We start from the raw sequence: 21,651 nt of genomic DNA on the forward strand, positions 1-21,651 counted from the left end.
GTATGCCTTTGCATGTTATCCCTGCGCCTCTCTGCTATAGCTTTACATCTATATAGTTACTGATCTATATTTTAGGGAGGTCCCGTGTGGGAAATTAAAACAACGGATGCATTTGATCATTGGTACAGATCGCTCAGCGATGCCGATCGGGCCGGCGTACTTGCCGCATTGATGGTCCTGCGGGAAAAGGGGCCGGGGCTGCCCAGACCCTATGCCGATACGGTTAAAGGCTCACGTTACAGCAATATGAAAGAGTTGCGCATTCAGTGCCGAGGCGAACCGTTGCGGGCATTCTTCGCTTTCGATCCGTACCGTATTGGCATTGTGCTTTGCGCGGGCAATAAAGCCGGTAATGAAAAGCGTTTTTACGATCGGATGATCCAGGTTGCCGATCGGGAATTCACGAACTGGCTGAACACATTAAACGAGAAGGAGTGACGCGATGGGCAGAACGTTGGAACAGCTTATTGCGGATGAAAAGCCCGAGGTCGTGGCCAAAGCGCAGGCGCTGGCGGCGGACATCATGCTGAACATTCACCTTGCCGAGCTGCGTGAAAAAGTACAGAAAACGCAGGTTGAAATGGCGCAGGCGCTGGGGATCAGGCAGCCGACCGTTGCCGTGATGGAAAAACCGGGCCGCGATCTGAAACTGTCTTCGCTTAAACGCTATGTTGAGGCGGCCGGCGGCAAACTGCGCCTGGACATCGAACTGCCGGACGGTTCGCACTACGAATTTGTGCTGTAAGCGCTAACGGCAGAAAAGCAAAAGCCCGCTCAGGTTTCCCCGAGCGGGCTTTGCGTACCTGGGATGCTTTGAAACAACCAGGCGGCCGTGAAAGCAAAGAGGCGCAAGACGGGCAGGCTGTCTGAGCGCTTTCGTTTGGGCCGGATAGCGTTAAACAAGCCACCCACACTCCCTTCGCGATGTCTTGCTTGCCCGTAACTGTCTCCTTGCTCCTTAGCTGAAACGATACAAATTATATTGATAAGTAGCTCGTTTCATGTGCAAAAAGTCAACGTCTTTCATTAAAACTGCGATGAAATTCGTATTTTTATCGCGCTATTTCGTCAAATACTCACCCGGTGAAGCTCATCACATTTCTTTAACCTGCTTAACAGTAGATTTTCCTTGTTTATAAAAAATCGATTCAGCTAAAGGGGAAGGGAAATGAAAAAGACATGGGTGATGGCGGTGTTTTCGGCCCTGATTTCAGGGCAGGCGGCGGCGCAGAGTTGGGTGCTGACCAGCGCTGAAGATGGCGTGGAGAAAGGAAACTGGAAGATTTCGAGCGAGGCGCTGAAGATTAAGGATAAAACGTTCAGCATTGAGCAGAAGGTGTTGCACGGCGGTAAGCAAGAAGGCAGCAAAGTCGTGATTATCCGCAGCGAGGATGGCCTGACCATCACGCTGAGTCCCACCCGTGGCATGAACCTCCTGCGGGCAGAAGGATTTGGCGCGAAAATGGGATGGGATTCCCCGGTCAAAGAGGTGGTCAACCCCGCCTTTATCAACTTGGAAAGCCGCAATGGGCTCGGCTGGCTGGAAGGTTTCAATGAGATGATGGTGCGTTGTGGCTATGAGTGGACCGGGCATCCGGTGACCGAAGGAGGGCAAATGTACACGTTGCACGGCAAAGCGGGCAATACGCCGGCCTCGCGGGTTGAGGTTGAGGTCGCGGATACGGCGCCGTATGAAATTCGTGTTCGCGGCCTGATCAAAGAGAGCACATTCAAAAAAGCCGATCTGCAAACCCTGACCGAATTGCGCTATGTGCCCGGCAGCAACAGTTTCCGCCTGCATGATGTGTTAACCAACCGGGCGGATTATCCCCATGACTACCAGATTATTTATCACAGCAATTTCGGCGCACCGATTCTGGAAAATGGCGCCCGCTTCCTGGCGCCGATGGCCAGCATCAGCCCGTTTAACGACTATGCCAAAGCCGGGCTGAAGACCTGGGCAACCTATGCCGGTCCAACCAAAGGGTTCGATGAAATGGTCTTTAACATTAAGCCATTATCGGATCCGAATCATCAGACACTGGCGGCGCTGGTCAATAACGCGGGCGACAAAGGGGTGGCGATTCAGTTCGATACCCGCCAGTTGCCCGTCCTGACGCTGTGGAAGAATACCGATACGTTAAAACAGGGGTATGTCACGGGGATTGAGCCGGGCACCAGTTATGCCTACCCGGTCACTATCGAGCGCGAACAAAAACGCGTTAAGCAGCTGCAGCCAGGCGCCAGTGCGCAGTTTGATCTGACCTATACCTTGCTGCACAGCAAAGCGCAGGTGGCGGATCTGGAGCAGAAGATTGCGGATATTCAGGGCAAGGTAAAAATTGATGAGAATGACGCGCCGATAGCCAAAGAGTAACGCTGCCTGTCGATGCATTTAGCGTTAAAGCAAAAAGCCCGCTTAAGTTTCCTTAAGCGGGCTTCTCTAAATATGGCTCCTCTGACTGGACTCGAACCAGTGACATACGGATTAACAGTCCGCCGTTCTACCGACTGAACTACAGAGGAATCGTGTGAACGGGGCGAATAATAGCGGGGCGCCTGGGGTTTGTCAAAGCGCTAAACTGCAAAAAAAGTGCGTTTGCTGAGGGAATGAGCACCTTGCGCTGTTTTTCGGCATTTTCCATCGCTATGCGTTGATTTTTGCATCCCAAATCGTTTTGACGCCGCTTGCACACGCCTTTGCACGGCGATGGTGCAGGGCCGTTCTCCCTCCCATACTTCCTCTCGCGCTAGCCGTATTGCCCAGTCTCCGGCTAACGCCGCCACACGCCGCGCCGCAACTGATATGTAGGATGAATAAGCAAACAATATGTATTCGTCGTCACAATGGCTGGATTTTTGCTTACCCATTTTTGGGGAATGCGACTGCGCTCTCAAGAAAATTATTTTCCCCGTCTACACATAAAGTGACTGATCCGCGCCCCAGGGCGTTTCGCTACAACAGTGCTGAGGAAGATAACAATGTCATCGAAATTGATAAAAAGTCCGCTCGCTGCTTTGCTCATCGGTTGTTTAGGTACGGCGTTTTCCGCGCAGGCCGATATTGTCATCGGCGTCGCCGGGCCGTTCTCCGGGCCGAACGCCACATACGGCGATCAGTATTGGCGCGGGGCTTCGCAGGCAGCGGCGGATATCAACGCCGCCGGCGGCATCAAAGGGGAAAAAATCAAACTGGTGCAGGGGGATGACGCCTGCGAACCGAAGCAGGCGGTCGCGGTCGCCAACCGGCTGGTGGATCAGGACAAGGTCTCGGCGGTGGTCGGCCACTTCTGCTCCTCTTCCACCATGCCCGCCTCCGAGGTGTATGACGAGGCCGGCATCATCGCCATTACCCCCGGCTCCACCAACCCGCAGATCACCGAGCGCGGCATGAAGACGATGTTCCGCATGTGCGGGCGCGACGATCAGCAGGGGGTGATCGCCACCAACTACATGCTGGATACCCTGAAGGCCAAACGCATCGCGGTGATCCACGATAAAGACACCTACGGCCAGGGGCTGGCGGACGCAGCGAAGGCGGCAATGAACAAGCGCGGGGTCAAGGAAGTGCTGTATGAGGGGCTGTCGCGCGGTGAGAAAGATTTCAACGCGCTGGTGACCAAGATCGCCTCGGTCAAGCCGGACGTGGTCTACTTCGGCGGCTGCCATCCGGAAGCCGGGCCGCTGGTGCGCCAGATGCGCGAGCAGGGCGTGACCGCCAAGTTCTTCTCCGGCGACTGCGTGGTGACCGAAGAGCTGGTGACCGCCGCCGGCGGGCCGCAGTACACCAACGGCGTGCTGATGACCTTCGGCAACGATCCGCGTCAGATCGCGGAAGGCAAGGCGGTGATCGCCAAGTTCCGTGCCAGCGGTTTTGAACCGGAAGGGTACACCCTCTACTCCTATGCCTCGATCCAGGCGATCGCCGCCGCCTTCAACGCCACCGGCGGCAAAGACAGCGCCAAGGCCGCCGAATGGCTGAAGTCGCACGATGTCGACACCGTGATGGGCAAAAAAGCCTGGGATCAGAAGGGCGACCTGAAGGTCTCGGACTACGTGGTCTATCAGTGGGATGACAAGGGCAAATATCACCAGCTTTGAACAACCCAATACTGACGTTGTGACTCTATGACAGACGGGCTCGCCGCCCTGGCGAGCCCGTTCCGCGATGACCTTTGGGCCGCGTCGGACGGCGTTGGCGGCCTTACCAGGCGAGACTGCTCATTATGGATGTATTCTTTCTGCAACAGCTGATCAACGGCCTGACCCTCGGTGCGGTGTATGGCCTGATCGCCATTGGCTACACCATGGTTTACGGCATCATCGGTATGATCAACTTCGCTCACGGCGAGGTGTACATGATCTCCGCCTACCTGTGCGCCATCGGTTTGGCGCTGCTGTCGTTCTTCGGGCTGCACTCGTTCCCGTTGCTGATCCTCGGCACGCTGGTGTTCACCATCGTCATCACCGGGGTGTACGGCTGGGTGATCGAGCGTATTGCCTACAAGCCGCTGCGCAACTCCACCCGCCTGGCGCCGCTGATATCCGCCATCGGCATGTCGTTAATCCTGCAAAACTACGCGCAGATAAGCCAGGGGCCGCGCCAGCAGGGTATCCCTACGCTGCTGAGCGGCGTGTTCCGCCTGGAGTTCGACGGCGGCGTGGTGCAGATCACCTACACCAAGGTGTTCATTCTGGTGGCGTCACTGCTCGGCATGGCGATCCTCACCTACATCATTCAGCGTACCCGGCTAGGGCGCATCTGCCGCGCCACCCAGCAGGATCGCAAAATGGCCTCGATTCTCGGCATCAATACCGATCGGGTGATCTCGCTGGTGTTTGTGATCGGTGCTGCCATGGCCGGGCTGGCCGGGGTGCTGATCACCATGAACTACGGCACCTTCGATTTTTACGTCGGCTTTATCATCGGCATCAAGGCCTTCACCGCCGCGGTGCTGGGCGGCATCGGCTCGCTGCCGGGCGCGATGCTGGGCGGGCTGCTGCTCGGGGTGGCGGAGGCGCAGTTCGCCGGCATGGTGAACTCGGATTACAAGGACGTGTTCTCCTTCGGGTTGCTGGTGGCGATCCTGATCTTCCGTCCGCAGGGGCTGCTCGGCCGGCCGCTGATCGCCAAGGTTTAAGGAGAACGCCATGTCGCAATCCGTGATCAACGGCGGGCTGAACGTCAAACGCAGCCTGCTGGACGCCGTCTTGGCCGGGCTGATCGCCCTGATCGTGTTCGGGCCGATCGTCGGCATCGTGCTGAACGGCTACAGTTTCAACTTCGAACCGCACCGGCTGGTGTGGATTATCGTCGCGGTGATGGCCGGACGGCTGCTGCTGAGCCTGTTCCTGCAAACCGCGCCGGGGCGCAGAGTGCTGGCGCGCTTCGACGGCGGCAGCGACGGCGTCTACGTACGGCCGCTGGGCTATAAATCCAACCTGCGCTGGTTCCTGCCGCTGATGGCGGCGATCGCGCTGCTGTTCCCGTTCGTCGCCACCAAATACCTGCTGACGGTGGCGATCCTCGGCCTGATCTACGTGCTGCTCGGGCTGGGGCTGAACATCGTGGTCGGGTTGGCGGGGCTGCTCGATCTGGGGTACGTGGCGTTTTACGCCATCGGCGCCTACGGGTTGGCGTTGGGCTACCAGTATCTCGGGCTGGGGTTTTGGGCGATGCTGCCGCTGGGGGCGCTGATGGCGGCGTTGGCGGGCGCGCTGCTGGGTTTCCCGGTGCTGCGCATGCACGGCGACTACCTGGCGATTGTTACGCTCGGGTTCGGCGAGATCATCCGGCTGGTGCTGAACAACTGGATGTCGCTCACCGGCGGGCCGAACGGCATTTCGGTGCCGGCGCCGACGGTGTTCGGCCTGGAATTCGGCCGGCGCGCCAAAGACGGCGGCGTGCCGATCCACGAGTTTCTCGGCATCGATTACAACCCGAATCTCAAGTTCATTTTCATCTACGCGGTGCTGTTTTTGGTGGTGCTGCTGGTGCTGTACATCAAGCACCGGCTGACGCGCATGCCGATCGGCCGCGCCTGGGAGGCGCTGCGCGAAGATGAGATCGCCTGCCGCTCTCTCGGGCTGAACCACGTGCTGGTGAAGCTGTCGGCGTTTATGCTGGGCGCCTCCACCGCCGGGCTGGCGGGGGTGTTTTTCGCCACCTATCAGGGCTTTGTCAACCCGACCTCGTTCACCTTCTTCGAGTCGGCGCTGATCCTGGCGATCGTGGTATTGGGCGGCATGGGGTCTACCCTTGGCGTGGTGCTGGCGGCCTTCGTGCTGACGGTGGCGCCGGAGCTGCTGCGCAGCTTTGCCGAATACCGGGTGCTGTTGTTCGGCGTGCTGATGGTGGCGATGATGATCTGGCGGCCGCGCGGGCTGGTGCGCATCAGCCGCGCCAGCTTTGCGGAACGCAAGGGGGTGGCGCCATGAGCGACGCCATTTTGCGGGTGGAACACCTGATGATGCGCTTTGGCGGCATCAAGGCGCTGAACGACGTCAATCTGGAGGTGGAGCGCGGCTCCATCACCGCCCTGATCGGCCCCAACGGCGCCGGCAAGACCACGGTGTTCAACTGCCTGACCGGTTTTTACCGCGCCACCGGCGGCGCGATCCTGCTCAATACCCACAAGCGGCCAACCGATGTGATCCAGGTGCTGGGGCAGAAGTTTCGCGCCGGTGATTGGATACGCCCGAAGCGGCTCGGTTCGCGCCTCTATTACAAGATGTTCGGCGGCACCCACCTGGTCAACCGCGCCGGGCTGGCGCGCACCTTCCAGAATATCCGCCTGTTCCGCGAAATGTCGGTGGTGGAGAACCTGCTGGTGGCGCAGCACATGCAGAGTAACCGCAACCTGATCGCCGGGGTGCTGAATACGCCGGGCTACCGCCGGGCGGAAAGCGCCGCGCTCGATCACGCCTTCTACTGGCTGGAGGTGGTAGATCTGGTGGACTGCGCCAACCGGCTGGCGGGGGAGATGTCCTACGGCCAGCAGCGGCGGCTGGAGATCGCGCGCGCCATGTGCACCGCGCCGGAGATGATCTGCCTCGACGAGCCTGCCGCCGGGCTGAACCCGGTGGAGACGGCCACGCTGAGCCGCATTATCCGCTTCCTGCGCCAGCATCACGGTATCACGGTGCTGCTGATCGAGCATGATATGGGCATGGTGATGGAGATCTCCGATCGGGTGATCGTGCTCGATCACGGCGACGTGATCGCCCGCGGCACGCCGCAGGAGATCCAGCACAACGAGGCGGTGATCGCCGCCTACCTGGGCGCGGACGAAGAGGAGCTGGCGGGATGAGCGAGGCGATGCTGGAATTTCGCGAAGTGGACGTGTTTTACGGGCCGATCCAGGCGCTGCGCAAGGTGTCGCTGCAGGTTAACGCCGGGGAGACGGTGGCGCTGATCGGCGCCAACGGCGCGGGCAAATCCACGCTGTTGATGTCGATCTTCGGCCAGCCGCGCATCGCCGGCGGGCAGATCCTGTTTGGCGGCGAGGACATCAGCCGCCGCTCCACGCACTTTGTTGCCAGCAGCGGCATCGCGCAGGCGCCGGAAGGGCGGCGCATCTTTCCGGACATGAGCGTAGAGGAGAACCTGCTGATGGGCACCATCACCGTCGGCAATCGCTACCTGGAGGAGGATTTGCCGCGCATGTTCGAGCTGTTTCCGCGCCTGAAAGAGCGGCGCAACCAGCGGGCGATGACCATGTCCGGCGGTGAGCAGCAGATGTTGGCGATCGCCCGCGCGCTGATGAGCCGGCCGAAGCTACTGCTGTTGGACGAGCCGAGCCTGGGGCTGGCGCCGATCGTGGTGCGGCAGATCTTCGGCGTGCTGCGCGAGCTGACCCGCAGCGGCATGACGCTGTTTCTGGTGGAGCAGAACGCCAACCACGCGCTGAAGTTGTCCGATCGCGGTTATGTGATGGTCAACGGCCAGATCCGCCTCACCGGCAGCGGCCAGGAGCTGTTGAACGATCCGGAGGTGAGAAAGGCCTATCTGGGCGGCGGCTGAGCGCCGCCCCACGGGCAGGGATGCCCGCGTTCATTTTTCAGCGTCGTTGCGCTCTTGGCCATCGTAGTGTGAACGGGCCGCTCTGAAGGCGTCGGCGGAGGCGATAATCCACGACCAGAGCGGCAGCATGTTGAGCAGCATCTCTTCCCCCGCGTCGGTGATGGTGTAAACCACGCGGGGCAGTTTCTCCTGATAATCGCAGCGCGATATCAGGCCGTCCCGCTCGAGATGGCGCAGCGTCCGCGTCAGCATTCTCTGCGTCACGCCCGCCAGTTGGCGGCTTATCTCGCCGTGGCGCAGCGGCCCGTGAGTGCCCAGGATATGCAATACCCCCAGCGACCAACGGTTGCCCGCATGCGCGAGGATCTCACGCTTCAATCCTTCATCGTCGTTGCTCAGTTCTTCACAGAACGCCTGCGAAAATTGCAGCAGCGCTTCCCGATCGCTCGTCATATTCCTCTCCGGTATCACGCGTGTACCTAATTGAACCCGTTTTTGTCAGCTGTCAGGATGACGCAGTGTCAAGACAGGAGGCAAGAATGAAATCCACAAATCCATCTATCAATACCGTGCTCATACTCGGCGCCGGTGAACTGGGGCTGCCGGTATTGCGTGCGATGAGCCGGCAGGCTCGGTTATCTCCATCTTTAAAAATCAGCGTGCTGCTCCGGCCGGAGGCTGCACGCGCCGTCAGCGGCCCGCTCCGGGCGCGGCGGGATGCGCTGGCGCGGCTCGGCATCGCCGTGGTGGAAGGCGATCTGCAGCAAAACGGCGTGGAGGCGCTGAGCGCGCTATTCCGTTCCTTCGACGCGGTGATCAACTGCAGCGGCTTTGTCGGCGGGGCGGGCACGCAGATAAAGATCACCCAGGCCGTCTTGCTGGCGGGCGTGGCGCGCTACTTCCCGTGGCAGTTCGGCGTGGACTACGATGTCGTGGGTAAAGGCAGCGGGCAACAGGTGTGGGATGAACAGCTTGAGGTGCGCCACCTGCTGCGTGCGCAGAAGGCGACGGAGTGGGTGATTGTTTCCACGGGCATTTTCACCAGCTACCTGTTTGACCCCGGCTTTGGCGTGGTGGACGCGGCAAGCAAAACGGTGCGCGCGCTGGGCGACTGGCGCTACGCGGTGACGCTGACCACCCCTGAGGACATTGGCCGGCTGACGGCCGCGATTTTTTTCCATCGGCCCGCGTTTCGCAACCAGGTAGTCTATATCGCTGGGGACACGCTGACCTACCGCGAGCTTGCCGATGTCATGCAGGCGCACTGGGGCGTTGAGGTCAACAGAGTCTTGTTGGACAAAGAGCGGCTGCAGGAGGAGGTGCGGAACCATCCGCGCGACGTCGGCGCCAAATACCGGCTGGCTTTCGCCCGCCCCGACGGCGTGGCCTGGGATAAGGCGAAAACCTTCAATGCGCGCCAGGGCATAGCCACCACCACCGCCGAGCAGTGGCTGGCGCAGCAATGGCCGATCTCTCAGGACGGTTAGTCGCCTGAGCGCCGGAATCAGAACTGGCGCTGCATCCAGCGCACGTTCAGCCGCACCAGGGCGATGATGGCGCTGGAGAGCAGCCGCAGCCCGCCGGGCATGTCGCGGCGGCGGATGTCCAGCAGCAGCACGGTGCGCACCTGCGGGCTGTCGTTCCACACCTCGTGTTCGAAGGTATCGTCCCACAGCATGAACTCCCCTTCGTGCAGCCGGTATTCGCGGCCGTCCACTTTCAGCACCGCCGCGGGTACGCCGTCGGCGCGTTTGGGCATGTCTAGCACCAGATAGCCGCGCAGAATGCCGCGAAACGGCCCGCGGTGGGGCGGCACCTGCTTGCCGGGCGCGAGGAAGGAGAGCGAGGCGGACAGTACGTCCGGCGACGAAGCGATCAGCGCCGCCAGCGTCGGGCAACGCGCCAGGTTGCGGTCAATCGGCTGGCCGTAGGCCTTCATGATGAACATGCGCCAGTCGCGCGCGTCGTTGGCGGAGATCGATTCCTGCTGGATCATGATCTCGTGAAAACGGGGAATATTGTGCAGATCGTGGGCGACGGTCAGCGCCTCTTCGCGGATCTGCCTCCATTGAGCGGTGAAACGTTCGGCGTCGGGGAACAGCGCGGCGCTGTCGAGCACTGGTTTGCCCTGAATGCGGCGATCGTAAACATTGCGCAATGCGAGCACGGACCAATCATAAATCGCAGACATAATGACCTCGCCTCAGAAAACGCCAAAGGGGCACTGCGCGCGGTTCTTCGGCGCGGCGCGTCGTGTGTGGCGGCCGGAGGGGAAGAGCGGCAGGAAAAATTGGTACGCTTCAAGAGATTAGCACAGCATTTGTGCAACCGTGTGTCTGCGAATGTGTCGAAATGCGGCGAAAAAAACCACACAATTAAAGTGTGACGCGTATCGCATTTAGCGGGCCGGTTGGTTAAAATATCGCTACTTGCCCGCACCTGTCCGGATTTTGTTTACCATGGAACACGCTCCCGTTTCGCGCTCAACCGCCTGGTTGCGCGTGGTTATCCTCGCCGTCTCGGCCTTTATCTTCAACACCACCGAATTTATCCCGGTCGGTCTGCTGAGCGATATCGCCGCCAGCTTCTCGATGCAAACCGAACAGGTCGGCCTGATCATTACCATTTATGCCTGGATCGTCGCCGCCGCCTCGTTGGCGTGCATGCTGCTGACCAGCAAAATTGAGCGCCGCAAGCTGCTGATCGGCGTGTTCATGCTGTTTATCGCCAGCCACGTGCTGACCGCCGTGGCCTGGGACTTCACCACGCTGGTTATCTCGCGCGCCGGCGTGGCGCTGGCGCACTCGGTGTTCTGGTCGATCACCGCCTCGCTGGCGATCCGCGTGGCGCCGCCGGGCAAGAAAGCCCAGGCGCTGAGCCTGCTGGCGGGGGGCACCGCGCTGGCGATGGTGCTCGGCCTGCCGCTCGGGCGGGTGGTGGGGCAGTTGCTCGGTTGGCGCATGACCTTTATCGGCATCGCGGTGTGCGCCACCCTGGCGCTGGTGCTGCTGTGGCGCCTGCTGCCGGTACTGAAAAGCGAGCATTCCGGCTCGCTGGCCAGCGTGCCGCTGCTGTTCAAACGCCCGGCGCTGGTGGCGCTGTACATGCTGACTATCATCGTGGTGACGGCGCACTTCACCGCCTACAGCTACATCGAGCCGTTTATCCAGACCGTGGCCGGGCTGTCGGAGAATTTCACCACGCTGATGCTGCTGCTGTTCGGCGCCGCCGGCATCGTCGGCAGCCTGCTGTTCAGCCGCTACAGCGAGCGGTTTCCTTCCGGCTTCTTTATCGGCGCCATCGTGCTGTTGGCCTTGAGTCTGCTGCTGCTGTTGCCGGCCGCCGGCAGCGAAAGCCACCTGACGGTGCTGTGCATCTTCTGGGGCATGGCGATCATGGCCATCGGCCTGTCGATGCAGGCCAAAGTGCTGAGCCTGGCGCCGGACGCCACCGACGTGGCGATGGCGATCTTCTCTGGCCTGTACAACTTCGGCATCGGCAGCGGCGCGCTGCTGGGCAACCAGGTGAGCCTGCATCTGGGCATGGGCAACATCGGCTTCGTCGCCGCGCCGTTGGCGCTGATCGCTCTCGGCTGGTGCCTGCTGAGCGTCTATCGCAGCGAACGGCTGCAGCAGCACCACAGTCGTTAATCCACCGATTCGGGATGCCGCTGCGGCATCCCGCGCTGCATTTTCCTGCTATAAAACAGGCTGCTGCAGCGTTTTATGCTTAACTTTTTTTCATAGTCTGCTAATTAAAAATTTAACTCCGACGCCGCTTCGCTAGCATAGAAAGTCATCAAAAATGTTAATGCGAGGTTAACGGTGAGTGAATCTGTAGCGGCGTCGCCGATCCATGCGCGGGATTTGGCGGCCAGAATCGACGCCTTGCCCGCGTCGGCCGGCCTGTGGCGCTTTATTATTCTGCTGTCGCTGGGCGGTTTTTTCGAACTCTACGATCTGTTCCAGACCGGCTATATCAGCACCGGCCTTATCGCCGACGGCATTTTCCACTCCGGCGCGCAGGGTGTCTTCGGCGTATCGGATCAGGCGGCCTTTGCCTCCGCCACCTTTCTCGGCCTGTTCGTCGGCGCCAGCCTGCTGAGCCCGTACGCCGATCGCTTCGGCCGGCGTGCCACCTTTATGTTCGCCCTGATCTGGTATGGCGCGTTCTCGCTGCTGCTGGCGTTTCAACAGCAGGCGGAATGGGTGATCTTTCTGCGTTTTTTGGTGGGCGTTGGGCTCGGTATCGAGCTGGTGACCATCGACACTTACCTGACGGAATGGGTCCCCGCGCACCTGCGTACCCGGGCTTTCGCCTTCGCGTTCTTCGTGCAGTTTCTGTCGGTGCCGGCGGTGGCGCTGATGTCCTGGTGGCTGGTGCCGCAGACGATTTGGGGCCTGAGCGGCTGGCGCTATGTGGTGATCGCCGGCGCGCTGGCTTCGCTGGTGATCTGGCTGGTGCGCAAGGGGCTGCCGGAGTCGCCGCGCTGGCTGGTGCAGCAGCGGCGCTATGCGCAGGCCCGGCAGGTGATGCGGGACATGGAGCGGCGCTGCGGCGTGGCGGTCACGGATTTTCCGTCGCGCCCGGTGGACGATGCCGAGGGGGCGCCGCTGCGCGGCCGCTTTCGCGACATCTGGGCGCCGCAGTATCGCGATCGCACGCTGATGCTGGTGGTGATGAACTTCTTTCAGGCCATCGGCTTCTTCGGCTTCGGCAACTGGCTACCGGCGCTGCTGTCGGGCAAGGGCGCTTCGGTCACCCACAGCCTGCTGTACGCTTTCTTCATCACGCTGGCTTACCCGCTGGGCTCGCTGCTGTGCAGCTTCTACGCCGACAAGATGGAGAACAAGTGGCAGATCGTGTTGTCCTGCCTGGTGACGGTGATCTTCGGCTCGCTGTTCGCACTGCAGAACAACCCGCTGTGGCTGATCCTGTGCGGCTTCTTCATCACCTGGTCCAACGCCTGGCTGACCTACAGCTACCACTCTTACCAGTCCGAGATCTTCCCGACCCATATCCGCGCCCGCGCCGTCGGCTTCTGCTACTCCTTCAGCCGCCTGTCGACGGTGTTCAGCAGTATCATCATCGGTATTATCTTGCAGTACGGCGGTTCGCTGGGAGTGATCGCGTTTATCGTTGCCAGCATGCTGATCGTGATGCTGGTGATCGGGCTGTTCGGCCCGAAAACGCGCGGCATCGATCTGGAAAACATCTGACGTTTTGCGCCGGCGGTGACGCCGGCTTCTTCAGCAAAAAAATTCGCGATCATGCGAAAATTATTCCGTTATCACTGCCTTTGCGCCTGCCGTACTGTTAACCCGTACAAAATCCAATTCGATACCGAGCGGGGAACACGTCATGAGCACCCTTACCGCGCCCGATGGCGCACGCATTTTCTATAAGGATTGGGGCCGCGGCCAGCCGATCCTGTTCTCCCACGGTTGGCCGCTGTCCGCCGACGCCTGGGACAACCAGCTGCTGTTTTTCGGCCAGAGCGGATTCCGCGTGATTGCCCACGATCGCCGCGGCCACGGCCGTTCCGATCAAACCTGGCACGGCAACGACATCAACCAATACGCCGACGATCTGGCTCTGCTGATCGAAACGCTGGATCTGCGCGATCTGATCCTGGTCGGCCATTCCACCGGCGGCGGCGAAGTGGCGCGCTACATCGGCCGTCACGGCAGCGATCGGGTGGCGAAGGTGGTGCTGGTCGGCGCCGTGCCGCCGCTGATGCTGCAAACGCCGGTCAACCCTGAGGGTACGCCGATGGCGGCCTTCGACGGCATTCGCAGCGGCGTGGCGGGCAACCGCTCGCAGTTCTTCAAAGATTTGGCGGTGCCGTTCTATGGCCTCCACTGCGACGAGGTGGAGAGCAATGCGGGGCTGATCGACCACTTCTGGCTGATGAGCATGCAGGGCGGCGTGAAAGGGCAGTACGAGTGTGTGCGCGCGTTCTCCGAAGTGGATTACACCGCCGATCTGCTGGCGATCGACAAGCCGACGCTGCTGGTGCACGGTGACGCCGATCAGATCGTGCCGATCGGTGCCTCGGCGCTGAAAGCCGCTAAGCTTATGCAACAGGCGGAGCTGAATGTTTACGCCGGCGGTTCTCACGGTTTGGCGCAGGTCGATCCCGATCGCTTCAACGCCGATCTGCTGGCCTTCATCCAGAATTCGCCGTTTTAAGGGGGCGCGATGAACCTGACTGCTATCGCCGCCCGCTGCGTACAGCGGCTGCATGCGCCCGCGGTGCGCTGGCTGCTGCTGCTCGCGATTTGTACCGCCTATATTCAGGGCGGATTGGTCAAGGCGTTGAACGTTGAGGGCGCGATTGCCGAAATGACCCACTTCGGCCTGCAGCCGGCGGCGCTGTTCGCCGTGCTGGTGACGCTGCTGGAACTGGCGGCGTCGGCGCTGATCCTGAGCGGCTTTTATCGCTGGCTCGGCGCGTTGGCGCTGGCCGGTTTTACCCTGATGGCGACGCTGATGGCCAATCCGTTCTGGCAGTTCGACGGGGCGGAGCGCGGCCAGATGATGAACGGATTTTTTGAACACCTCGGGCTGGCCGGCGCGCTGTTGCTGGTGGCATTTAACGATTTGAAGGAGCGAACGGATGGCTGAACAGACGGAAAACAAGGCGGCGGCGGGCGGCTTCGCGCCGCTGAAAATCCCATTATTTGCGGTGCTGTGGGGCGCCACGGTGCTCGGCAACGTCGGCAGCTTTATGCGCGACGTCGCCAGCTCGTGGCTGATCACCGACCTGTCGAGCAACCCTTCGGCGGTGGCGCTGATGCAGACCGCCGCTACGCTACCGGTGTTCCTGCTGGCGATCCCGGCCGGGGTATTGTCGGACATCCTCGATCGGCGGCGCTTTCTGATCTTCGTGCAAATTCTGCTGGCCTGCGTCAGCGGCAGCCTGTTGCTGCTGTCGCAGACCGGCGCGCTGACGGTGGAATACCTGCTGGCGCTGACCTTCGTCGGCGGCATCGGCGCGGCGCTGATGGGGCCGACCTGGCAGGCGATCGTGCCGGAGCTGGTGCCGCGCACCGAGCTGAAAAACGCCGTGGCGCTGAACTCGCTGGGCATCAACATCGCCCGTTCCATCGGCCCGGCGGCCGGCGGCCTGCTGTTGGCCAGCTTCGGTGCCGGCGCGGCCTACGGCGCGGACGTGATGAGCTATGTGCTGGTGATCGCGGCGCTGCTGTGGTGGAAGCGGCCGAAGGCCGAGGACAGCGGGCTGTCGGAGCATTTCTTCGGTGCCTTCCGCGCCGGCCTGCGTTATGCCCGCTCCAGCCGCGAGCTGCACGTGGTGCTGCTGCGGGCGGCGGTGTTCTTCGCCTTCTCCAGCTCGGTTTGGGCGCTGTTGCCGCTGGTGGCGCGCCGCATGCTGGGCGGCAGTGCCGGTTTCTACGGCGTTCTGCTGGGGGCGGTAGGCGCCGGGGCGATCCTTGGGGCTATTGTGCTGCCGCGTCTGCGCCAGCGGCTGAATGCCGACGGGCTGGTGTTGCTGGCGGCGGTGCTCACCGCCGTGGTGATGGCGGCCCTGTCGCTGGCGCCGCCGCAGTGGCTGGCGGTGGTGCTGCTGCTGGTGCTGGGCGCCGGCTGGATTATCGCGCTGACCACGCTTAACGGCGCGGCGCAGGGCGTGCTGCCCAACTGGGTGCGCGGCCGTGGTCTGGCCATTTACCTGATGGTGTTCAACGGCGCGATGGCGGCGGGCAGCCTGCTGTGGGGACTGGTGGCGCAGGAGCTGGGCGTGGCCGCCACGCTGCTGGTCGGCGGCGTCGGCCTGTTGGCGGCGGGGCTGCTGTTTCACCGCCTGCGTCTGCCGACCGGTGAGGCCGATCTGCAGCCGTCGAACCATTGGCCGGAGCCGTTGGTTAACACGCCGGTTGAAAACGATCGCGGCCCGGTCATGATCCAGGTGGAGTACCGCATCCGCGAACAGGATCGGCCGCAGTTCTTGCGCACGCTGCTGATGCTGGAACGGGCGCGCCGCCGCGATGGCGCTTACGCCTGGGGCATCACCGAGCACACCGGCGATCCGGAATGCATCATGGAGTGGTTCCTGGTGGAGTCCTGGGCGGAGCACCTGCGGCAGCACCAGCGGGTGTCGCACGCCGACGCCGACCTGCAGCAGGAGGCGCTGCGCTTCCACATTGGCCCTGAGAAACCGGTGGTGCATCACTTCCTGTCGCTCGACCGGCGTCAGGTGAAGCATTAACTGCACGGCCAGGCGGCGAGAAGGTGCTATGCTTTTGGTCGGTTCGGCGGCGCGGCCGCCGTAAGACGAATGTAGTCAGCACAGGGAGACACATTGATGACGGCACCTTCTGCTTTTGCCCGCGAGCTTGGGCTGCGCTATCCGATCGTTCAGGGGCCGATGAACGGCGCGTCGCCGCCGGCGTTGGCGGTGGCGGTGAGCAACGCCGGGGCGCTGGGATCGTGCGCGGCGGCGCTGTTTTCACCGGCGGTGATCCTCGAACGGGTGCAGCAGATCCGCGCGCAGACCGCCGCGCCGTTCAACATCAATCTGTTTCTGCTCGATGAGCAGCACCCGGATCTCGCCGAGCTCAAGCGCGCCCAGCACCTGCTGCGGCCGTTCCGCGAAGCGCTGGGGCTGAGTGAGCCGCCCATGCCGATCCAATTCGCCGAAAACAACCGCGACCAGATCGCGGCCCTGTTGGAGGCGGCGCCGCCGGTGGTCAGCTTCACCTTCGGCGTGCTGCCGCGCGCCACGGTCACGCAGTTCAAGAAGGCCGGCTCGCGGGTGATCGGCACCGCCACCACGGTGGCGGAAGCCCGCGCCTGGGAAGAGGCGGGCGCCGACTTCGTGTGCGTCTCGGGCGCGGAGGCGGGCGGCCACCGCCCGACCTTCCTCGGCGACATTGAGCAATCCTGCGTCGGCCTGATGGCTCTGCTGCCGCAGGTGGTGGCGGCGGTGAAGATCCCGGCGATCGCCGCAGGCGGCATCATGAACGGGCGCGGCATCGCAGCGGCGCAATTGCTGGGCGCGCAGGCGGCGCAGCTGGGCACCGCGTTCCTGTGCAGCCCGGAGTCGGGCATCGCCGAAGCCTGGCGGGCGGCGCTGCGCAACGCCGGCGATGACAGCACGCGCCTGACGCGCGCCTTCAGCGGCCGCCCGGCGCGCGGCATCGTCAATGATTTCATGCGGCAGATGCGCGCGGAAGAGGCGCAGATCCTGCCTTATCCGGTGCAGAACGCGCTCACCGGCGATATCCGCCAGGCGGCGGCCAAGGCCGGGCGCGGGGAGTTTATGTCGCTGTGGGCCGGGCAGGGCGTGGGCCTGGCGCGACCGATGCCGGCGGCGGAGCTGGTCGCCACCCTGGCGGCGGAGCTGGAAGCGGTGTGAGCTCGTCTGCGCGATTTATTGCTGTGGCAATGTAAAAAGACGCCGGGGTGAGGCCTGAGAAGAGATGAACAGTCCGGCGTGAAGGCCGGACTGCGGGTTTGCCTTGGCTAGACGAGAATATCGGCGGAAGCGTCGACATGCCCAACGATTTTGACAAGGAAATCAGGTAATTGATTGCCGGAGAGATTGATGGCCAGATCGGTGACATTCTGCTGCGCGTCATAATTCAGCGCCGCTTCATACAACGAGCCGCTTAAACTATCCACGAAGTGCAGCTCGCTCCCGTCGGCCTTAGCCGTCTGGTTGAGCCACGACAGATCGATTTTATCCACCGCCGTCTGGAAATCGCGGATCCAATCCGGCGCGGCGGCTTGGCTGTCGCCGGCTTCGCGGAAGACGAAGGTGTCCGCGCCTGCATTGCCCCAGAGCTGATCGGCGCCGCCGGCACCGTAAATGATGTCGTTGCCTGCACCGCCTTTTAGCGTATTGCTCAGCGCGTTGCCCACTAAAATGTCTGCGCCGCTGCCGCCGATGATATTTTCAATCTGCGCGCCGTAGGCGATGGCGATATTTGCCTTCAAGCCGCCCACATCAGAGAATGCGCCTTCGTTAATGTTGATGCGCTGATCCTGGCTGTAGCCTGAAAAATCCAGCGTGTCATTGCCGCCGGCATCCCAGATAGCCGCCACGATTTTGTCCGTGGACGCCTTAACGCTCAGAAAGTCTCTGTCCGTATTCGAGTTGAAACCATAGGTGGTATCGCCGGTGCGCGTGGTGGTATTCGCGCCGTAAAGCTTCTGTATGGCGGTAATATCATCCAGCTGCGGCCCTGATGGCCAAACGCCTTTATAGTCAGCGCTGGTGTATTGTTCGTTAAAATAGCTCATCAAAGAATATTGATGGTCGTCTTCATAATACTTCGCCGAGTTGGCGTAGGTGGGGTAGGTGGCATTTGACGCATCATAATTGCCGGGATGAGAAAGCCCCAACGCATGCCCTATTTCATGAGTCAGCGTATCCCTGGCGTAGTTATTGGTTTGCGGATTGGAGGCGTCGTAGCCGTTATTGCCGCTGATCCAAATGGTGCTTTTGAGATTGCTCTGCGTACTTTCATACGAGGTGTAATTGCCCCCGCTGGCCGCCTTATAAAAACCAAACTTGATATCTGCATTTTTCGCGTCGTTGCCTTTAACCTCGGTGAACGTGATGTTGGCCACATCCGACCAGGATTGCAATGAAAGCTTGGTTTGGGCTTGCTGGGCGGCGGTAAGCTGCGCGGCGCCCGTCTTGTCGCTGTCGGTATAGACGGGGAAAGAGTAGGTCAAGGTAGCCGCATGGTCGGTCACGCCTTTGCCATTGGCGGAATAATGGCTCCTCAGCAGCAGATCTGAAACCTCTTGCGTGGTATATGACGGTTTACTGCTCCCCGCATGATCGCCTCTTTCATAACGGGTTAAATAATCGGAAATCTTATCGGTCGCTAATGACATATCAAACTCCTTTGGACGTTGACAATATTGCACCTAACGCTCTATATGCTCGTACACAGGTTTGAAAATCAGGGGTAATTAATGTGATATCATTGGTTTGCCTCCTTGGTCTGGCTTGAATATTGCGTTCAAGCGGAATATATCCTTATCATTAATCACGGTGAGGAATTAATTGTGCACTGTGATTGAGTTAAAGCAGTATAAACACAATTATTTCATTAATGAGTTATTCTTATATGAATCTTTTACATAAGATATGCGTAAAAGGCGTGCTTAAATAACCAGGTGGAATTAAATTTTTATTTAATATTACACTGTAATTGGCTAGCGGAGTTTACGTGATTGATTTATCTTTTTGCTTTTATTTAGCTTTTATCTGTGAATGGCGGCGAGTAGCCGCCATTGCCGCAATGCATATGGGCGGCTACTCGCCGGCGCTCGGCATTAATTGAGTACGGGATTATTAAGGGCGTCCGCGTACACCGATTAACTTACCTGATACTTAAAAACTGTAGGTGCCCTGCGCCAGCACGAAGTTCATGTTTTTCAGCCCGGCATGTTGCTGCAGGCTGTTGCTGACGTCGAAGTAGACATAGGCCACCTTGAACTGAAGATCGCTGCGCGGTGTCCAGGTCGTTTCAACCTGATACTGGTTGCCGATAAAGCGCGAGCCCTGCGCGCTGCCCTTCACCGGGCGCATTGGCCCGAGGTAGAAGGCATCCTCGCGGCGTTGCCGCCACAACGCGTCCCAGCTGAAGTCGATGGCCAGGGTTTGCCACGGCATAATCGTGACCGAAGGATGGATGGCGATCAGGTTAGCCGGCGCCACCAGCCCGTTCTCGGTCAGGTAGGGCAGCTTGGGGTACATGGCGTTAAAGGTATTGAGCTGCCCATCGTGACCGTTTTTATCGCCGCTGGCGATGCCAATCTTGCCGCCGAAGCGCGGTTGCCAGCGCCAGTCGTTGACCGTATAGCCGGCGTGCGCCGACGCCGACCAGGCGCGGATGTCACGCTGTTCTGCGCTGCCGAACTGCCAGGCGGCTTCATTATCCCAGTCGAACCCCTGTGCCGCGCCGAAAATGCGCGCGCCGACGGTATAGCGCCGCTCTTGCCCGCTGAGCTGCGCGTAGTGGACGTCGTTATCCTCAAAGCCGAAGGTGTAGAGATCGAGCGAGGAGGCCAGCGCTGCCAGCGGCGTGGTGCCGTACAGCCCCCAGACCTTTTGGCTGTTGTCAGTATCGTCGTCGAAACTGCCGGTTTTGAGGGTGACGGGATGGCCGATAAAGGCGTCGAGGCGGTTTTTATCCTTGGCCCAGCTGGCGCGGATAGCATCGAAGGAACGGCGCACGTTGGGGCCGTCGCGGGTGCCCAGCAGGTGCAGCGAGCCCAGCGCAATCTCCTGGCGGCCGATCCGCAGGGTGCCGAGGCCGTAGGCGGTGGGCAGTTTCATATCCACATAGCCTTGGCCGAGGTAGGCATGATCTTCGTCAGTCGGCTTGCGCCCGCGGTCGCGCGGGGTGGCCAGCGACGATCCCACCTGCACATAGGCGCCGAAATAGTCGCCATAGTCGAGGCGCGCGCCAACCAGCAAGCGCTGCATGAAAGTGTCGTCGCGTCCGCCGCTCAGATCCCGTTGATCCGTCCATTCATAGCGCTCGCGCAATGAACCGTCGAAAGATAAGGTGGCCGCATCGCCCAACGGGATGTTTTTCCAGGGGGAAGCGGCGGGCTCCGCCGCCAGCGCGGGGAGCGTGGAGAACAGCAACAGTGCGGGTAGCGTGCGTTTCATCATGAATATCCGAAGAAAAAAGCGCGCCGCAGCGCGCCTTGGGTTTATTTAGCCGTCTGGTGAATTTCGGCGATATAGCCGCCGGGGAAACGCACCAGCGCCGAGGCGCGGCGTTCCGCCGCCGTCGAATGCCACAGCACCTGCGCGCCGCTGGCCGTCGCTTTGGCCAGCGTGGCCGACAGATCGTCGACGCCATAGCCGGTGCGCTCATGGCCGAACGGATAAGGCAGATGTCCGTCGGTGACGAAAATGCGCGTTTTGCCGAAGCGGGAGTCCAGTTCGATCTGGCGGATCTTGCCGTTGCCGTTACGGCCGATCGCCGTGTCGCTGACCTGTTCGTCGCTCACGACCTTGCCGTGTGAGAACGCCTGGTAGCTTTTCAGGAAATCGTCGACGCGGTAGGCGGAGAGATACAGGCGGTTTTCCGGCACGCTCAGCAGCGGCTTGTAGTCAGGCGCCTTGGTGTGCCAATAGAGCTGCATGTTGACGCCGCCGGGCCACTGGATCACCGCGTCGCGGCCGATCGGATCGTCGAAAGGCGCAACCTGCACATCGGCGCCGGCGTCCCTGGCTTGCCGGATGGCGGCGTCCATATCCCTGACCAGAAAACCGTTGCGCTCGGCGCCGAACGGGTACGGGATCGGCGTTTTGAAATCGAACACCGAGAAGCTGCCGGCCGGCGTCAGTATCAGCTGGGAGTAAGTTTCGCTGGGGGTGGGCGTGACGTTGACCAGCACGCGTTCGGTACTGGTGCCGCCGAAGGTTTTCAGGATGCTGTCGACAAAGGCGTCCATCTTGCCGCGTTCGACGTAGACATGGGTGGTGTCATATTGCGGCCCCACGGCAAGAGGCGCCGTATCGGCCGCCCATGATACGGCAGGGAGCAGTAGCGCAAGGGCCGATATCCTCAGCCGACGAGAAGAAATGCCGATAATATGTTGCATGATGACCTCCAGGTAGCGGTTATTTT

Annotated in this window: 20 protein-coding genes and 1 tRNA gene; 15 read left to right on the forward strand and 6 right to left on the reverse strand. The window is 61.0% G+C overall.

Annotated features, from left to right (window positions below):
• The first annotated feature begins 84 nt into the window (after nucleotides 1-84).
• The 3 genes from WA302_RS11225 (at nucleotide 85) to WA302_RS11235 (ending at nucleotide 2,377) form a co-directional block, all read left to right on the forward strand.
• The gene (locus WA302_RS11225; protein ID WP_025303493.1) at nucleotides 85-438 is read left to right on the forward strand and encodes a type II toxin-antitoxin system RelE/ParE family toxin; all 354 of its coding nucleotides are present in this window, start codon (nucleotides 85-87) and stop codon (nucleotides 436-438) included.
• A gap of 4 nt (nucleotides 439-442) precedes the next feature.
• A complete protein-coding gene (locus WA302_RS11230; protein ID WP_016927038.1) occupies nucleotides 443-745 on the forward strand; it encodes an XRE family transcriptional regulator in 303 nt (100 codons plus the stop codon).
• Nucleotides 746-1,168: 423 nt separating this feature from the next.
• Nucleotides 1,169-2,377 (forward strand): aldose 1-epimerase family protein, encoded by a 1,209-nt coding sequence (locus WA302_RS11235; protein WP_043143093.1) that lies wholly within the window; start codon nucleotides 1,169-1,171, stop codon nucleotides 2,375-2,377.
• Nucleotides 2,378-2,450: 73 nt separating this feature from the next.
• Here the strand turns inward: WA302_RS11235 and WA302_RS11240 are convergent.
• Nucleotides 2,451-2,526: transfer RNA gene (locus WA302_RS11240), tRNA-Asn, on the reverse strand.
• Between the two features lie 456 nt (nucleotides 2,527-2,982).
• On the opposite strand from WA302_RS11240, the gene WA302_RS11245 reads away from it, so the two are divergent.
• The 5 genes from WA302_RS11245 (at nucleotide 2,983) to WA302_RS11265 (ending at nucleotide 8,023) form a co-directional block, all read left to right on the forward strand.
• Nucleotides 2,983-4,101 carry a branched-chain amino acid ABC transporter substrate-binding protein gene (locus WA302_RS11245; protein WP_016927040.1) on the forward strand — a complete coding sequence of 373 codons (1,119 nt, stop codon included), beginning with the start codon at nucleotides 2,983-2,985 and terminating at the stop codon, nucleotides 4,099-4,101.
• Nucleotides 4,102-4,226: 125 nt separating this feature from the next.
• The gene (locus tag WA302_RS11250) at nucleotides 4,227-5,141 is read left to right on the forward strand and encodes an ABC transporter permease subunit (RefSeq protein WP_004928592.1); all 915 of its coding nucleotides are present in this window, start codon (nucleotides 4,227-4,229) and stop codon (nucleotides 5,139-5,141) included.
• 10 nt (nucleotides 5,142-5,151) lie between these two features.
• A complete protein-coding gene (livM, locus tag WA302_RS11255; protein WP_193402883.1) occupies nucleotides 5,152-6,438 on the forward strand; it encodes a high-affinity branched-chain amino acid ABC transporter permease LivM in 1,287 nt (428 codons plus the stop codon).
• Complete coding sequence (locus WA302_RS11260; protein ID WP_025303490.1) at nucleotides 6,435-7,310, forward strand: ABC transporter ATP-binding protein; 876 nt, start codon at nucleotides 6,435-6,437, stop codon at nucleotides 7,308-7,310. Before livM ends, WA302_RS11260 begins: the two co-directional genes overlap by 4 nt.
• On the forward strand, nucleotides 7,307-8,023 hold the full coding sequence (locus tag WA302_RS11265; protein WP_025303489.1) for an ABC transporter ATP-binding protein: 717 nt from the start codon (nucleotides 7,307-7,309) through the stop codon (nucleotides 8,021-8,023). The genes WA302_RS11260 and WA302_RS11265 overlap by 4 nt, the downstream gene beginning before the upstream one ends.
• A 30-nt stretch (nucleotides 8,024-8,053) precedes the next feature.
• On the opposite strand, the gene WA302_RS11270 is transcribed toward WA302_RS11265, so the two are convergent.
• On the reverse strand, nucleotides 8,054-8,476 hold the full coding sequence (locus WA302_RS11270) for a winged helix-turn-helix transcriptional regulator (RefSeq protein ID WP_049242462.1): 423 nt from the start codon (nucleotides 8,474-8,476) through the stop codon (nucleotides 8,054-8,056).
• A gap of 86 nt (nucleotides 8,477-8,562) precedes the next feature.
• On the opposite strand from WA302_RS11270, the gene WA302_RS11275 reads away from it, so the two are divergent.
• The gene (locus WA302_RS11275) at nucleotides 8,563-9,510 is read left to right on the forward strand and encodes an aromatic alcohol reductase (protein ID WP_060447905.1); all 948 of its coding nucleotides are present in this window, start codon (nucleotides 8,563-8,565) and stop codon (nucleotides 9,508-9,510) included.
• A 17-nt stretch (nucleotides 9,511-9,527) separates the two neighbouring features.
• On the opposite strand, the gene WA302_RS11280 is transcribed toward WA302_RS11275, so the two are convergent.
• Complete coding sequence (locus WA302_RS11280; RefSeq protein WP_025303486.1) at nucleotides 9,528-10,214, reverse strand: aspartyl/asparaginyl beta-hydroxylase domain-containing protein; 687 nt, start codon at nucleotides 10,212-10,214, stop codon at nucleotides 9,528-9,530.
• A gap of 268 nt (nucleotides 10,215-10,482) precedes the next feature.
• Between WA302_RS11280 and WA302_RS11285 the strand changes: the two genes are divergently transcribed.
• The 6 genes from WA302_RS11285 to WA302_RS11310 all read left to right on the forward strand — a co-directional run bounded on the left by WA302_RS11285 (nucleotide 10,483) and on the right by WA302_RS11310 (nucleotide 17,402).
• The gene (locus WA302_RS11285; protein WP_025303485.1) at nucleotides 10,483-11,673 is read left to right on the forward strand and encodes a sugar transporter; all 1,191 of its coding nucleotides are present in this window, start codon (nucleotides 10,483-10,485) and stop codon (nucleotides 11,671-11,673) included.
• Between the two features lie 174 nt (nucleotides 11,674-11,847).
• Entirely contained in the window at nucleotides 11,848-13,242 is a 1,395-nt protein-coding gene (locus WA302_RS11290; protein WP_261456503.1) for an MFS transporter, read from the forward strand.
• A gap of 142 nt (nucleotides 13,243-13,384) precedes the next feature.
• A complete protein-coding gene (locus WA302_RS11295) occupies nucleotides 13,385-14,215 on the forward strand; it encodes an alpha/beta fold hydrolase (protein WP_043143107.1) in 831 nt (276 codons plus the stop codon).
• A 9-nt stretch (nucleotides 14,216-14,224) separates the two neighbouring features.
• Nucleotides 14,225-14,650, forward strand: a complete 426-nt coding sequence (locus WA302_RS11300) for a DoxX family protein (protein WP_043143109.1) — start codon at nucleotides 14,225-14,227, stop codon at nucleotides 14,648-14,650.
• Nucleotides 14,643-16,253, forward strand: coding sequence for an MFS transporter (locus WA302_RS11305; protein ID WP_049203315.1), 1,611 nt, complete (start codon nucleotides 14,643-14,645; stop codon nucleotides 16,251-16,253). Before WA302_RS11300 ends, WA302_RS11305 begins: the two co-directional genes overlap by 8 nt.
• Before the next feature lie 96 nt (nucleotides 16,254-16,349).
• The gene (locus WA302_RS11310) at nucleotides 16,350-17,402 is read left to right on the forward strand and encodes an NAD(P)H-dependent flavin oxidoreductase (protein WP_049209250.1); all 1,053 of its coding nucleotides are present in this window, start codon (nucleotides 16,350-16,352) and stop codon (nucleotides 17,400-17,402) included.
• A gap of 107 nt (nucleotides 17,403-17,509) precedes the next feature.
• On the opposite strand, the gene WA302_RS11315 is transcribed toward WA302_RS11310, so the two are convergent.
• The 3 genes from WA302_RS11315 to WA302_RS11325 form a co-directional block, all read right to left on the reverse strand.
• Nucleotides 17,510-18,892: a serralysin family metalloprotease gene (locus WA302_RS11315; RefSeq protein WP_049209249.1), complete on the reverse strand. Its 1,383-nt coding sequence runs from the start codon at nucleotides 18,890-18,892 to the stop codon at nucleotides 17,510-17,512.
• A gap of 502 nt (nucleotides 18,893-19,394) precedes the next feature.
• Nucleotides 19,395-20,684 carry an alginate export family protein gene (locus WA302_RS11320; RefSeq protein WP_193402886.1) on the reverse strand — a complete coding sequence of 430 codons (1,290 nt, stop codon included), beginning with the start codon at nucleotides 20,682-20,684 and terminating at the stop codon, nucleotides 19,395-19,397.
• A gap of 41 nt (nucleotides 20,685-20,725) precedes the next feature.
• Entirely contained in the window at nucleotides 20,726-21,523 is a 798-nt protein-coding gene (locus WA302_RS11325) for a glyoxalase (protein WP_197832539.1), read from the reverse strand.
• Nucleotides 21,524-21,651: the final 128 nt, after the last annotated feature.

Origin of the sequence: Serratia sp. 201 (assembly GCF_037027545.1) — a bacterium.
Taxonomy (GTDB): Bacteria; Pseudomonadota; Gammaproteobacteria; order Enterobacterales; family Enterobacteriaceae; genus Serratia; species Serratia bockelmannii.